The sequence below is a fragment of the Streptomyces sp. NPDC006372 genome, from assembly GCF_040612515.1.
Taxonomy (GTDB): Bacteria; Actinomycetota; Actinomycetes; order Streptomycetales; family Streptomycetaceae; genus Streptomyces.
Window position 1 is genome coordinate 32,084 of the sequence record NZ_JBEXQJ010000024.1, and the last position, 14,015, is coordinate 46,098.

Below are 14,015 nucleotides of genomic sequence, written 5' to 3' on the forward strand. Positions count from 1 at the left end.
TTGGGCCTTACGAGTGAACGGGGACCCTGGGCGCCGCCTTCGGCTTCGGCTTGGGCTTCGCGGACTTGTCCCCGGTGAACGCCTCGTACTCCTTGAGGACGTCCTCCGTCGGGCCGTCCATGAGCAGCTCGCCGCGCTCCAGCCACAGCACCCGGTCGCAGGTGTCGCGGATGGACTTGTTGTTGTGGCTGACCAGGAACACCGTTCCGGCGTGCTTGCGCAGCTCGCGGATGCGCTCCTCGGAGCGCTTCTGGAAGGAACGGTCGCCGGTGGCCAGGGCCTCGTCGATCAGCAGCACGTCGTGGTCCTTGGCGGCGGCGATGGAGAACCGCAGCCGGGCGGCCATGCCGGAGGAGTACGTACGCATCGGCAGCGTGATGAAGTCACCCTTCTCGTTGATGCCCGAGAAGTCGACGATCTCCTGGTGGCGGTCCCTGATCTGCTCGCGGGACATGCCCATGGCCAGGCCGCCGAGGTGCACGTTGCGTTCGCCGGTCAGGTCGTTCATCAGGGCCGCGTTGACGCCGAGCAGGGAGGGCTGGCCGTGGGTGAAGATGCGGCCGTTCTCCACGGGGAGCAGCCCGGCGACGGCCTTCAGCAGGGTCGACTTGCCGGAGCCGTTGGTGCCGATCAGGCCGATCGCCTCGCCCTTGTAGGCGACGAAGGACACGTCGCGCACGGCGTGCACCCGGCGCACGCCCGCCGCCTTCTCGGTCTGCTTGCGGCGCAGGATGCGGTTGAGGGCGGCGGTGGCGGAGCCGCGTCCGGCGCCGGTGCCGTTGACGCGGTAGACGATGTCGACGCCGTCGGCGACGACGGTGGGGATCCTGTCGTTGGTGTGGTCAGCCACGGCCGTAGGTCTCCTCAGCCTTCCAGAAGTAGATGAAGCCGCCGACTCCGGCGAGCAGCGCCCAGCCGGTGGCGATCGCCCACACGTGGGCGGGGAGCTGGCTCGCGTGGAAGCTGTCGATCAGGGCGAACCGCATCAGGTCGATGTAGACGGCGGCCGGATTGGCAGCCAGGGCGAGCGTCACCGCGTGGGGCAGGCTGTCCTTGTCGGCCAGCTTGTCGATGCTCCACATGACGCCCGAGACGTACATCCAGGTGCGCAGCACGAACGGCATCAGCTGGGCGATGTCCGGCGTCTTGGCGCCCATCCGGGCCATGACCATGGAGACGCCCGCGTTGAACGTGAACTGCAGGACCAGCGCCGGCAGTGCCAGCAGCCAGGACACGCCGACCGGCACGCCGAAGCAGAGCAGGATGACGATCAGGGCGGCCATCGAGAACAGCAGTTGCTGGAGCTGCTGGAGGCAGAACGACAGGGGCAGCGCGGCGCGCGGGAAGTGCAGGGCGCGGACGAGGCCGAGGTTGCCGGAGATGGCGCGGGTGCCCGCCATGATCGAGCTCTGCGTGAACGTCCAGATGAACACGCCCGTGACCAGGAACGGGATGTAGTCCGGCACGCCGTGCTTGGTGCCGAGCAGCACACCGAAGATGAAGTAGTAGACCGCCGCGTTGAGCAGTGGCGTCATCACCTGCCAGACCTGGCCGAGCTTCGCCTGGCTGTACTGGGCGGTGAGCTTGGCGGTGGCGAACGCGGTGATGAAGTGGCGGCGGGCCCACAGCTGCCGGACGTACGCGGGCAGCGAGGGGCGGGCGCCGCTGACGGCGAGGCCGTGGCGGGCGGCCAGGGCCGCGAGGTCTTCGCCGGCCGGGGGTGGTGTCTGGGGCGGTGTGTCGAGGACCTGGCTCACATCCGCTGCTTTCGCTCGGGGGAGGGGGCGGGACCTATGGGCGGGAAGAAGGCCGTGGAAGGGGGGTGGTTTTTACCGGACTCTTCACGACTTCTTACGTCGGGACGGGACCGTATCGTCGCAACGTGAGCGTACGTCGAGGCTACGTCGGAACGCAACCGTTTCGTCGTGACGCCCTATGCTGTCGGAATGACGACGAAGCCCGACGAGCCCCAGCAGCCCGCGCGCCGCCGGGCCCCCGCGGGGGCGGCCGTACTGCGACAGGACGTGACGGAAGCCATCCGGGCGGCCGTCTTCGAGGAGCTCGCGGCCGTCGGCTACGCGCGGATGTCCATCGAGGGGATCGCGCGCCGGGCGGGCGTCGGGAAGACGGCGGTGTACCGCCGCTGGCGCTCGAAGCTGCACCTGGTCCTCGACATCGTCTCGGCGCTCGCCGTGCAGGGCCTGCCCGCGCCGGACACCGGCTCCCTGGAGGGCGACCTGCGGCTGCTCTACGAGGTGACGTCCCGTGCCCTGCGCCACCCCGTCGCCTCGCAGGTCATCCCCGACCTCCAGGCCGAGGCGGCCCGCAACCCGGAGATCGCCGACGCCCTCCAGAAGGCCTTGCGCGAGGGCCAGGACGGCGTCGCCACCGGCATCGTCACGGCGGCGGCGGCACGCGGCGAACTCCGCCGCGACCTCGACCACGACCTGGCCCTCGACCTGATCTCCGGGCCCCTGTACTGGCGCTCGGTGGTCATCCGCAGCCCGAAGCTGCCCCAGGGGTATCTGGGCTCGCTGGCCCGGGCCACGGCGGAGGCCCTGCGCGCGCTGTAGGGCCTGCCGTCAGCTGCGGCCCGCCTCCGGGTGCAGCCGCACCCAGCCCGCCCACGCCGACGTGATCATGTCCTGGACGTCCAGCCGGGCCTTCCAGCCCAGCTCGGCGGCGGCCCGGTCGGCGGAGGCGACGACCCGCGCGGGGTCGCCCGGGCGGCGGGGGGCCACCGTGGGCGGCCGGTCGTAGCCGGTGACCGCGTTGATGCGGTCGATCATCTCGCGGACCGAGACTCCTTCGCCCCGGCCGATGTTGAGCGTGAGTTCCCGGCCCGGGGTGGAGCGCAGGGCGCGGGCCGCCGCGACATGGGCCTCGGCCAGGTCCACGACATGGATGTAGTCGCGTACGCAGGTGCCGTCCGGGGTCGGGTAGTCGTCGCCGAAGACGCGCGGCGGTGCCTCCTCGGTGAGCTTCTCGAAGACCATGGGGACGAGGTTGAACACGCCGGTGTCCGCGAGTTCCGGGCTCGCCGCGCCCGCCACGTTGAAGTACCGCAGGCACGCCGTGGACAGCCCGGTCGCCCGGCCCGTCGCGCGCACCAGCCACTCACCGGCCAGCTTCGTCTCGCCGTACGGGGACATCGGCAGGCACGGTGTCTCCTCCGTGACCAGATCCACGTCCGGCATGCCGTACACCGCCGCCGAGGAGGAGAAGACCAAGGACGCCACCCGCGCGGCCGTCACGGCGTCCAGCAGCGTCCGCAGGCCCTCCACGTTCTCCCGGTAGTAGTGCAGCGGCCGCTCGACCGACTCTCCCACCTGCTTCTTCGCCGCGAGGTGCACGACGCCGGTGACCGAGTGGTCCGCGAACACGCGCGCGAGCCGCTCGGCGTCCAGCGTCGAGCCCACCACCAGCGGCACACCGTCGGGCACGCGCTCCTCGAGGCCGGTGGACAGGTCGTCGTACACCACCGCCCGTTCACCCGCCGCGGTCATCGCCCGTACGACATGCGCACCGATGTAGCCGGCGCCGCCGGTGATCAACCAGGTCATGTGCGGCCGTCCCCTCGTCAGTTGCCCCGTGCCGGTGTCGCGTGCTCGCGTTCGCCGTGCTGCTCTCGGTGTCGTCGTGGTGGTTCTCAGTGAAGCAGGCGGCGCAGCCTTCCGCGTGCGACGGACAGCACACCGCGTACGCCGGGCGCCACGCGCAGCGCCAGCGCACCGGAATGGGTGCGGTACGGCTGTACGAGTACCACGCCGTGCCGGGCATTGGGCACGGCTCGCCGACGCAGCAGACCGGCGCCCGCGAGGGCGTGCGCCGTGACCTCGCGGCTCACGCCCTCGCGGAACCGGACCCGAAGCCGCAGGTCCCAGGTGCCCGGGCCGAGTGCGGCCAGGGAGGAGAGATCCACGACCGCGTCCGCCGACCAGCCGCCGGCAGCTCCGGCAGCGGAAGCGGCCTCTGCGGACGGCGTGAGCGCGACCGTGTCGCGGGCCCTGGTGTCCCCGTCGTCCCGGTGTCGCCACTCCACCTCCACCGCCTCCGGGCCTGCCTGCGCCAGGCGGCCGTACAGCTCGTGCAGGCGCAGCCGCAGCCGGGTGCCGCGGGCGCGTGGTCGTAGTTCCGCGTCGACGGCGAGAGGCAGGGCGCCCACCGGCCGGGTCAGCAGGGGCTCCAGGGAAATCTGCGGGAGCTCCTCCGACCAGACGGGCGTGCCGTCGGGGGCACAGGCGTACGGCGGGGTCAGCCGGGCCGGGCGTGCCGTCAGTTCGCGCAGCCGGGGCAGGTCGCGCGGCTCCGGGGAGGCCAGGACGACCTGCCCGGCCAGCCGGCCCGGAGCGGCCGGGTTGCGGGCCCAGTCGTCCGCGTCGTACTCCGCGAGATGCGCCCGCGTGAGCTCCCACCACGCGCGCCGGTACGCGGCATCGCGCAACCCCAGCTCGCGCACGTACATCCGCAGGTCGTGGTCGAGGAACTTGGCGCGCGCCCCCCGGGCGAGTTCCTTCTGCCCGGCGCCCAGCAGGACCTCGTACGCCTGCCGGCACGCCTCGGTGCGGGCCCGCCAGTTCTCGACGCCCGCCCGGTCCAGCGAGATCGACAACCGCTCGGCGGACCGGCGCACGTGCCAGACGTACACCCGGTCCGGGACCAGGGCGATGCGCGGGGCCGCGGCCAGCACACGTGCGGTGAAGACGACGTCCTCGTAGGGGAAGCGGCCTTCGGGGAAGCGGATGCGGTGCTCGCGCAGGAAGCCGGTGCGGTAGAGCTTGTTGACGCAGAGGGTGTCGTGGACCAGGCGCGGGCGCTGCGCCGGGTGCGGAACGACGGCGTGGAGCGCGTACAGGCGCGCCTGCCAGGGAATTTCGCGCCCCGACGGCAGTTCCCGGCGTACGCACAGGCCGCTCGCGACCTCCGCGTGCGTGCCCGTCGCCGCATCGAGCAGCGCGTCGACCGCGCCGGGCGGCAGGACGTCGTCGCTGTCCAGGAACATCACGTACGGGGACGTCACCGCGTCGAGCCCGGTGTTGCGCGGGGTGCCGCAGCCGCCGCTGTTGACCCGGCGGCGGATCACCTTCAGGCGTGGCTCGGACGCGGCGAGCCGGTCGAGCAGGGCGGCGCTGCCGTCCGTCGAGCAGTCGTCGACGGCCACGACCTCCCGTACGGCCGGGCCCTGGGTGAGCGCCGAGCGCACGGCGTCCGTCACATGGGCGGCGTCGTCGTAGCCGATGACCACGACGGCGACACGGGGGACCGGCCCCTCGGGTCGCGCGAAGGCATCCACGGCGGCATCCACGGCGGCATCCACGACGGCATCCACGACGACATTCATCAGGCGGATCGTAAGCCGGGTGAATGACATGAAAGTGGTAACACACCATCAAAAGCCTCGTACCTCACGGAAACGGCACAGAATCGGTCCGTGACGATCGGACAGTCGACGGGGAGCGGCCGCCGGTCCCGCACGGGTGCGGTGCCCGTGGCGGTTCCCATGGCGGCGATGTTCTCGATCGGGCTGTGGGGCGTGGACCGCGGCGGCATGTGGGGCGACGAGAGCGTCACCTTCCTGGTCGCACAGCGCACGGTTCCGCAGATCTGGCGGCTGTTGCACGACGTGGACGCGGTGCACGGCCTGTACTACCTGTTCATGCACGTCGTCCTCACCGTCCATCCGGGCGAGGTCGTCCTGCGCCTGCCGTCGGTCTGCGCGGCGACGGCCACCGCGGGCCTGGTCGCGGCCCTCGGCGTCCGGCTGGCGGGGCCACGGGCCGGCCTGTGGGCCGGTCTCCTCTACGCGATCACTCCGATGACCGGCCACTACGCCCAGGAGGGACGGTCGTACGCGCTCGTCGCGGCGGGTGTGGCGGGGGCGACGCTGCTGCTCCTGAGGGCCGTGGAGGGGGCCACCGCACGGGCCTGGTGGCCGTACGGGACCGTGGTCGCGCTGACCTGTCTGCTGCACGAGCTGGCGGTGCTGGGGCTCTGCGCGCACGCGGTGACGCTGGGGCTGCTGAGGGTGCCGGGGAGGGTGTGGGCCGGCTGGGGCGGCGCGGCGGGGGCGGCGGTGATGCCCGTGCTGCCGCTGGTGTGGGTGTCGCAGGGGCAGGCGGGGCAGGTCGCGTGGCTGGTGACGCCCGGCTGGGACAGCGTCGGGCAGCTGGTGCGGCACTTCTCGCCCGGCCCGGACGGGGTGGTGTTCTGGGGCGCCCTGCTGCTGCTCGGGGTGGGACTGTGGGAGCGGAGGACGGCCGCGGTCGCCCTTCCGCTGCTGCTCGTGCCGCCGGGGATCCTGCTGACCGTGTCCCAGGTCCGGCCGCTGTTCCACGACCGGTACGTGCTCTACGCGCTGGCGGGAGCGCCCCTGCTGGTGGCCGCCGGGGCCGGGCGGCTGGCCGGTGCGCTGGGGCGCGTGCGGTGCGGTGGGGGCCGGGTGCGGCTCGACGACCGGTGGGTGCGGGCCCTGCTGGGCGTCGGCGGTGCCCTGGTCCTCGTCGCCGCCTTCGTGCACGAACTCCCCGTGCACCGCCGGGACCGCTCCGCCGCCCACCGCCCCGACAACCTCGCCGTCGTCTCCGCGCTCGCCGTCCGGCAGATGCGCCCGGGTGACCCGGTGCTGTTCGTGCCGTCCGTCGGCAGGCTCGCCGCGCTGGCCTACCCGAAGGGTTTCCGGCAGGTCCGGGACATCGCGCTGCGGGGGTCGGTGCCCGGGTCCGGGACGCTGTGGGGCCGCGAGGCGACCCCCGGGGAGCTGCGGCGCCGGCTCGCCTCGGTGGGCCGGGTCTGGGTCGTCGCCGAGGCGTACGCGCTGGACCCGGGCTGGTCTCCGCCCGACCCGGTCGAGCGGACGAAGCTCGCCGTGCTGCGGCAGGAGTTCACCGTCCGGGAGGAACACGTACGGGACGGAGTGGTCCTCCGCCTCCACGTCCGGCGGCCGGCCGCCGAGGAGCCGACCCTTGACGAGTCGGCCCATGACGAGTCGACCGCCGAAGAGCCGTTCGCCGAAGAGCCGTTCGCCGGTGAGTTGACCTCCGATGGGTCGACCGCCGACGGGCCGCCTGCGGATGGGCTGCCCGGCTGAGCCGCCTGCGGACGAGCCGCCCGCCGACGCCCCGGCCGAAGACGAGCTGCCCGGCGACGAGCCGCCCGCCGACGCCCCGGCCGAAGACGAGCCGCCCGCCAGCGCCCCGGACGCCGACGCCCCGGCCGCAGAGGATCCGCCCTAGACCCCGGCCCTTACGACCGCTCGTCCGCGGGAACGGCGCTCGGCGGCTCCGCGAGCGCGGCCGCGTCCAGGGCGGTGGTGAGCTCGTCGAGGTGGGCCCGCAGCCTGCGGACCTCGTCGGGCCCGAAGCCGGTCGAGGCGGCGATCCGGCGCGGCACCTGAAGCGCCCGCTGCCGCAGCGCGACACCCTCCTCGGTCAGCCGCACCTCCACCGACCGCTCGTCGCGGGCGCTGCGCTCCCGGCGCACCAGCCCGGCCGCCTCCAGCCGCTTCAGCAGCGGCGACAGCGTGCCGGAGTCGAGACGCAGATGCTCCCCGAGCTTCTTCACGGGCAGTTCGTCGTGCTCCCACAGCACCAGCATCACCAGGTACTGCGGGTACGTGAGCCCGAGGTCCTTGAGGATCACGCGGTAGACGCCGTTGAAGGCGCGGGATGCCGCGTGCAGGGAGAAACAGATCTGCTGGTCCAGGCGGAGCCAGTCGTCGTCCGGCGTGTTCATGGGTCCAGGGTAGCTCGTGCCCGCCATTCAATTGCGCACAACTTAATTGTGTGCTCTAATCGGGGTTGTCAGGCGGCCCGGGAGCGGGCCGCCGAACATTGACGTGAGAGGGAAGGTTTTCCATGGACGCGCTCTACACCGCTGTCGCCACCGCCACCCACGGCCGTGAGGGCCGGGCCGTCAGCTCCGACGGCGTGCTGGACCTCGCCCTGGGCATGCCCGAGGGACTGGGCGGCAACGGCCAGGGCACCAACCCCGAGCAGCTCTTCGCCGCCGGATACGCCGCCTGCTTCGGCAGCGCCCTCGGCCTCGTCGGCCGCCAGGCCAAGGTCGACGTCAGCGACGCCGCCGTGACCGCCGAGGTGTCCATAGGCAAGCAGGGCGAGGGCTTCGGTCTCGCCGTCACGCTGCGCGTCGAGCTCCCCGACAGCGTCGACGAGACGACCGGCCGCAAGCTGGTCGAGCAGGCCCACCAGGTCTGCCCGTACTCCAACGCCACCCGCGGCAACATCGAGGTCGACCTCGTCATCGAGTAAGCACCCAGCCGTACGGCTCACCCCCCGACCCGCGCCAGCACCTCCCCCGTCCGTCTGCTCCACGCCACCACCACGGCCTCCTCGGGCACCGGGTGCCAGCGCGTCAGCAGCAGCCAGCGCACGTGGTAGCGGCGGACGACGGCGGCCCGCTCGGCGCGGGTCGAGCCGGGGGCGAGATAGGCGCGGACGTCGGCCGCCCGGCGTCTGCGCTCCCCCTCGTCCAGGGCCGGGTCGGGCCAGATGGGCGCGGCCAGGTTGGGCCCGTACCCCGCGATGGCGTGACTGGCGAAGTACCCGTCGGTGATCACCACCTCGCCCGGCCCGATGTGCCGCGCCGCCCAGTCGTAGGCCGGCCAGCGCGTCGCCTGCGGGAACCCCACCGGGTCGATCGCCCGCGGCACGACCGCCCCGGCGTGCAGCGTGACGAACCCCAGGCACGCCGCGGCCGCCGCCGCCCCGCCCAGCACCCTCCGGCCCCGCCGCCACGGCCGGGGCGCCGCCAGCTCCACCGCGAGCGCGAACTGCAGCGGCACCAGCGCCGCCCACAGGGCCCTGGCGTACGTGTAGTGCCCGCTCACCCAGCCGTACGCCAGCAGCAGGCACTCCAGCAGGAACATCAGCACCAGCGGGTCGCGCACCCCCGCGTTCCCCGGCCCGCGGGCCCGCACCCACAGGGCGGGCAGCCCGAGCAGCGCCAGCCAGGAGTTGGCGAGCATCCCCTCGTAGAGCTGCCGGTGCATCCCGTCCATGCCGGTGTCGCCCACCAGCGACAGCACGTCGTAGTACGGCCACGACACGCCGACCGCCGCGCAGGCCGCCACGGCGAGCGCCCACCGCGCCGCGACCGGCCGGAGCCACCGCCGCTGACGCGACGCCACGATCGCCACCGCCCCGATGAGCGCCGACGCCGCCGTGACGGGGTGGGTGAGCAGGATCAGCCCGTACAGGGCGCCGGTCGCGGCGTACCCCCACCAGCCGCCGAGGCCGCTCGGGCCGACGAACCGCACGGCGGCGGCGTCCGCACGCGCCAGCGTGCCCGTCCAGGCCCACGCCCAGAACGTCAGCCCGATCGCGAGCGCGGACGGGTACCCCAGGTTCGTCGTCATCGGCAGCAGCCCGAGGTAACCGCTCCACAGGATCCGCGCGGTGCCCCACAGCAGCGTCATGAACAGCAGCGCCAGAACCGGTGCCCAGGCGCGCGCGGTCAGTGTCCTGACGAAACGGCCGATCCCCGTCAGCAGCACCAGCAGGTGCACCGGCCCGGCCAGCTTGACGACCTCCCAGCCGGACAGCCCCGTCAGCCGCGCCAGGACGCCCTGGACGACGGCGTACGGGCCGTAGTACGGGCTGCCGTCGCCCGGCAGGTCCGCCATGGAGTGGGCCGGGTGGAGCAGGTCGGCCTTGAGACGCTCGACGACCGCCGCGTGCTGTCCGGCGTCGCAGCACAGCGGGATCCGCCAGTACGCCAGTGTCATCACCAGCCAGAACAGGGCGCCGAAGAGCCGGTACGGGGTCAGTCGCCCGGCACGGCCGCCGCGCAGCGCCGTCGCGCCGCGCACGGTCCGCCGGACGAGGAGTCCGCCGCTCACAGGGCGGAGGGAAGGGGAAGGGACTCGGGCATGCGCCGAATGTTCCCGCCCCACCACAGGCCTGACCCCGGGTCACTTCATCGGGTGAGGCGGTTACGCCCACCTGCCAGCCGTCAGTCGCACAGCGCCCGCTCCGCCGCGGCCGGCCAGCGCGCGAACCGGAACCGGGTCCGTTCGAAGGACCCCGTGAGGTTGTCCCAGAACCGGCCGGCGGTGAGCGGGGCACGCGCCGACTCCGTCAGCTCGGCCAGCGCACCGCAGCCCAGCGCGGCCCGGGCCGCCCCGACCGCCTCCCGCGAGGTCCCCGCCCGCAGCAGGTCGGGCCGCGACGGGGACTCGACCGCCCACTCCGCGAAGACCCAGTGGTTGCGCAGGAACTTCTCGTGCCCGGGCCAGCTCCACCGCTCCAGCGCGAGATGCGCGCCGACGGGGCTGGCCAGCCCCCAGGCGTCGTTGACGTAGGCGTCGAGCGGCGCGGCGGCCCCCGTGACACCGAGATGGCGTCCCACGATCACCACGTGGTACGGCGCGTCTCCCCGCATGGGAGTGGCGTGCAGCCGGCGCCGCGCGTCGAAGTACAGCAGCGTCGGCCGGGGCGCCCGCGCGGCCCGGGCGAGCATGCCCCGCCCCTCCGGCAGGGCCGGCCAGTCGGCCACCCAGGTCACGGTGCGCACCGGGTTGTGGTCACCGAGCCCTTCCACGTCGGAGCTGCGCACATTGAAGGTCGTCGCGCTGCCGCGCACGTCGAACGGCGCCCGCAGGGGACTGACCGCCGCGCACAGCCACACCACCAGCAGCGCACCCGCCACGCTCGTGAACCTGGTCGCGGGAACCACCAGCACCGGCAGGAGCAGCAGCAGGAGGGCGGGCAGGATCATGCGGGCGTGCATGTAGTCACCGCCGACGCGGACGACGTACCCGGCCAGCAGCAGGCCCGCCGCGAGCGGCGCCAGCAGCACCGCGAGCGAGGCCCGGCCCGGGGCACGCATCCGCCGCTGCCGACCGGTGCGCCGCACCAGCAGCACCACCAGCGCGCCCAGCACGGGCACGACAGGCCACAGCCAGTAAGGTCCGAACGTCTCCTGCACGTAACCGGCGCCCCGGCTCCAGTCGCTGGCGCCCGCCTCCTTGGCGATGGCGGGCAGCGGCACCAGGATCCCGTAGTACCCCGCCCGGAAGACCTCGTACGCCAGCGGCAGCGCCCCGGCCGAGGCCAGCACCGCGGCGACGCCCCGCCGGCAGGGCCGCAGCACCCACCACTGCGCCGCCAGGAAGCACCCCGTGACCACCGCGAGATCGGGCCGGACCAGCGGGCCCAGCCCGAACACGAAGGCGGCCAGGTACGTCTCCCGGGCTCCCTGACCCCGCCGGGTGCGCGTCAGCAGCCACCACGACAGGCCGGTCCAGAAGGCGCCGAGGCCGCTCTCCAGACCCGAGGTCATGTACGTCCAGAACGGCGGCACCGCCAGCAGCACGAACACCCCCGCCGGGACAAGCAGCCCCGCACCGCGGTGCAGCCGGCCCGTGGCGTACAGCGCGAACCCGAACCCGGCGGTGCTCAGCAGCAGCCCCAGCCCGACCGCGAGGAACGCCGGATCCTCTCCGGTCACCCAGGTGCCGAGGGCGAGCAGCCACTGCCACAGGGTGCCGGTGGAGCTCTCCGCCCGTTCCCCCACGTTGAACACGGGCCCGTTGCCCGCCAGGATCTGCCGGACCGGACGCAGGTAGATCAGCCCGTCGTCACAGATCCAGCGGCGCCGGTAGCCCAGCGCGAACAGGGCCGCGGTGGGCGCCGCGACCAGGGCCGCGTGCCACCACCGCACCGGCCGCGGCCGCCCGGCGGGGGCCGACGGCCGGGCCGAGGAGCCCCGCCGGGCGGGCAGGGAGGGGAGGGCCTCAGGGGTGGCGGGTGCCGTCATCCCTCGATCAGCGCCTCGGACCGCGCGGCGACGGCGGGTGGCCTGCGGGCAGCGGGCAGCAGCACACCGCCCCGCTCGCCCAGCATCACCAGCCGTACGACCCGTTCGGCGGCCTGCCCGTCCTCGAACTCGCAGTACCGCTCCCGGAAGCCCGCCCGCAGCCGCCCCGACTCCGCGTCCTGCCAGGTGCCGGACGCGAACAGCCAGTTGAGCTCCCGGTACGAGCGAGACACGTGCCCGGGCGCGTCGGCCGTGATGTCGAAGTAGGCGCCCCGGCTCGCCGCGAACGCGCCCCAGTCGTCGGCGTGGACCACCACCGGCCGGTCGAGGAGGACGTAGTCGAACATCAGGGCGGAGTAGTCGGTGACCAGCACGTCGGAGGCGAACATCACGTCCTCCACGTGCGGCTCGTCGGTCGCGTCCACCAGCACCCCGCGCCGGTGCAGGTCCGCCAGGCCGAGGCCGCGCGCCACACCCCCGGCCAGCGAGGGGTGCAGCCGCACCACCAGCGTGTGGCCGGAGCCGAGGTCCGCCGCGAACCGGGCCAGGTCGATCCGGTCGACGTGACCGCCGCGCCGGTAGTCCCGGCGGGTCGGCGCGTACAGCACGACCGTGTCACCGGCCGGGATCCCGAGCCGCTCGCGCACCGCCGGGCCCCGCTCCGCACCGGCGCCGACCAGCACGTCGTTGCGCGGGCTGCCGGTCCGCAGCGAGGTGAAGTGGCACGGGTACGCCCGCGCCCAGGCCCGCTCCGCGTGCCGCCCCGCGACCAGGCTGTAGTCCCAGCGGTCGGCGCGGCGCAGCATCTGCGGGACGTCGAAGCCGTGCCGGGCGCCCGGCTTGGTCAGCAGGTCGGCGCCCATGTACTTGAGCGGGGTGCCCTGGTGGGTGTGGATGTGGACGCTGCCGGGCCGCTTGGCCAGGGTGCCCGGCCAGTTGACGTCGTTCACCCAGTACGTGGCCCGTGCCATGACCTCGTGGTAGCGGCGCGAGCCGGGCGTCACGTGGTCGGTGCCGGGCGGCAGCGCGTCGACCGCGTCCTCCCGGACCACCCACACGCCCCGGATGTGCGGGGCGAGTTCACGGGCCTTGGCGTGGATCGCGGCCGGGTCGCCCCGGACGCCCCGGTGGTGGGTGGTGGAGTAGACGGCGAGGTGCGGGTCGAGGGGGCGCTTCGACCGGGCCGCGTACCAGGTGCGTTGTGCGGTCTCGGACGCCTTCCGCGCCACCCGCCGCTTCCCGGCCAGGGCGGTCGCACGCAGGTCCCGCAGCCCGCGCACCGCCGCGTACGACGCGTAGGGCGCCGAGGCCAGCAGCCGCATCTCCATCCCGCGCCAGCCGTCCGGCTCCGGGAAGCCGCCCTCCGGGAGGTGACGGCGGTGGAAGGAACGGATCTCGCGGTAGAAGTCACCCCGGTCCGCGGGCCGCACCCGGTCCTCCCGGGCCAGCACGAACAGCATGTGGTCCAGCGCCCGCTCCAGCAGCAGAGGCCGTGCCCAGTCCAGGTCGGGGCGCTGCTCCAGGAACGCGAACAGCCCCTCGTACTGCGGGAAGATGTCGAAGTGCCGGCGCCCGGGCGTCCTGGTGATCGCGCCCTGCCGCCGCTGCCGGTACTCGACCCCGATCCGGTCCAGACAGGCGATCCGGCCGGCCAGCACCATCGACCGGTAGGTGACCGGCGCGTCCTCGTACAGACCCGGCGCGTACGCCAGTCCGTGCCCCTGGAAGAACGACCGCCGGTACGCCTTGTTCCACGCGACCAGGAACAGGTTCAGGTACTGGGGGCTCTCCCGGACGGTGAACGTCTCCAGGCCCGCCGCGGCCAGCAGGTCCGCCGCCTCACTGCGCCCGCCCCGGCCCCACCAGTGGCTACGCACGTGGTCGAAGACCAGCACGTCCGGGTCGCCGGTCGTCTCCAGCCGTGCGGCGACGGCCGCCAGCAGGCCCGGCGTGTAGTGGTCGTCGCTGTCGAGGAACAGGACGTAGTCCCCGGCCGCCTGCGCCAGCCCGGCGTTGCGGGCCCGGCCCAGACCGACGTTCTCGGGCAGATGCAGCACCCGCACCCGGGGGTCGAGGGCCGCGTACTCGTCGCAGATCGCGCCGCTGCCGTCCGGCGAACGGTCGTCCACGGCGATCACCTCGAAGTCGTCGTAGGACTGACCGAGCACCGAGTCGAGACACTCGCGCAGGAAGCCCTGCACCTTGTAGACGGGGACGATGATGCTGAAGCGGGGCACTTC

At 73.6% G+C, this 14,015-nt stretch carries 12 protein-coding genes; 4 read left to right on the plus strand and 8 right to left on the minus strand.

Translation table 11 applies throughout. The features are described from left to right. Positions 1–7: 7 nt before the first annotated feature. Positions 8–850, minus strand: a complete 843-nt coding sequence (locus ABZ016_RS28935) for an ABC transporter ATP-binding protein (protein WP_356919633.1) — start codon at positions 848–850, stop codon at positions 8–10. After that, positions 843–1,757, minus strand: coding sequence for an ABC transporter permease (locus ABZ016_RS28940; protein ID WP_356919634.1), 915 nt, complete (start codon positions 1,755–1,757; stop codon positions 843–845). The genes ABZ016_RS28935 and ABZ016_RS28940 overlap by 8 nt, the downstream gene beginning before the upstream one ends. Positions 1,758–1,946: 189 nt before the next feature. Between ABZ016_RS28940 and ABZ016_RS28945 the strand changes: the two genes are divergently transcribed. Then, entirely contained in the window at positions 1,947–2,573 is a 627-nt protein-coding gene (locus ABZ016_RS28945) for a TetR/AcrR family transcriptional regulator (protein ID WP_356919635.1), read from the plus strand. Between the two features lie 9 nt (positions 2,574–2,582). Here ABZ016_RS28945 and galE read toward each other — a convergent pair whose 3' ends face one another. Beyond that, positions 2,583–3,563 (minus strand): UDP-glucose 4-epimerase GalE, encoded by a 981-nt coding sequence (gene galE, locus ABZ016_RS28950; protein WP_356919636.1) that lies wholly within the window; start codon positions 3,561–3,563, stop codon positions 2,583–2,585. A gap of 86 nt (positions 3,564–3,649) precedes the next feature. Further along, positions 3,650–5,341: a glycosyltransferase family 2 protein gene (locus tag ABZ016_RS28955; protein ID WP_356919637.1), complete on the minus strand. Its 1,692-nt coding sequence runs from the start codon at positions 5,339–5,341 to the stop codon at positions 3,650–3,652. A gap of 159 nt (positions 5,342–5,500) precedes the next feature. Between ABZ016_RS28955 and ABZ016_RS28960 the strand changes: the two genes are divergently transcribed. Continuing rightward, the gene (locus ABZ016_RS28960) at positions 5,501–7,087 is read left to right on the plus strand and encodes a glycosyltransferase family 39 protein (protein WP_356919717.1); all 1,587 of its coding nucleotides are present in this window, start codon (positions 5,501–5,503) and stop codon (positions 7,085–7,087) included. Beyond that, entirely contained in the window at positions 7,071–7,232 is a 162-nt protein-coding gene (locus ABZ016_RS28965) for a hypothetical protein (protein ID WP_356919638.1), read from the plus strand. The genes ABZ016_RS28960 and ABZ016_RS28965 overlap by 17 nt, the downstream gene beginning before the upstream one ends. A 10-nt stretch (positions 7,233–7,242) precedes the next feature. On the opposite strand, the gene ABZ016_RS28970 is transcribed toward ABZ016_RS28965, so the two are convergent. After that, positions 7,243–7,731, minus strand: a complete 489-nt coding sequence (locus ABZ016_RS28970) for a MarR family transcriptional regulator (RefSeq protein ID WP_356919639.1) — start codon at positions 7,729–7,731, stop codon at positions 7,243–7,245. Between the two features lie 122 nt (positions 7,732–7,853). Here ABZ016_RS28970 and ABZ016_RS28975 point away from each other — a divergent pair, with 122 nt between their 5' ends. Further along, a complete protein-coding gene (locus ABZ016_RS28975; RefSeq protein WP_356919640.1) occupies positions 7,854–8,267 on the plus strand; it encodes an organic hydroperoxide resistance protein in 414 nt (137 codons plus the stop codon). Positions 8,268–8,284: 17 nt separating this feature from the next. Here the strand turns inward: ABZ016_RS28975 and ABZ016_RS28980 are convergent, their stop codons facing one another. From ABZ016_RS28980 to ABZ016_RS28990, 3 genes are all read right to left on the minus strand, one after another. Further along, positions 8,285–9,856 (minus strand): hypothetical protein, encoded by a 1,572-nt coding sequence (locus ABZ016_RS28980; RefSeq protein WP_356919641.1) that lies wholly within the window; start codon positions 9,854–9,856, stop codon positions 8,285–8,287. Between the two features lie 113 nt (positions 9,857–9,969). Then, positions 9,970–11,775: a hypothetical protein gene (locus tag ABZ016_RS28985; RefSeq protein ID WP_356919642.1), complete on the minus strand. Its 1,806-nt coding sequence runs from the start codon at positions 11,773–11,775 to the stop codon at positions 9,970–9,972. Then, positions 11,772–14,012 (minus strand): bifunctional glycosyltransferase family 2 protein/CDP-glycerol:glycerophosphate glycerophosphotransferase, encoded by a 2,241-nt coding sequence (locus ABZ016_RS28990; RefSeq protein ID WP_356919643.1) that lies wholly within the window; start codon positions 14,010–14,012, stop codon positions 11,772–11,774. Before ABZ016_RS28990 ends, ABZ016_RS28985 begins: the two co-directional genes overlap by 4 nt. Positions 14,013–14,015 lie beyond the last annotated feature (3 nt).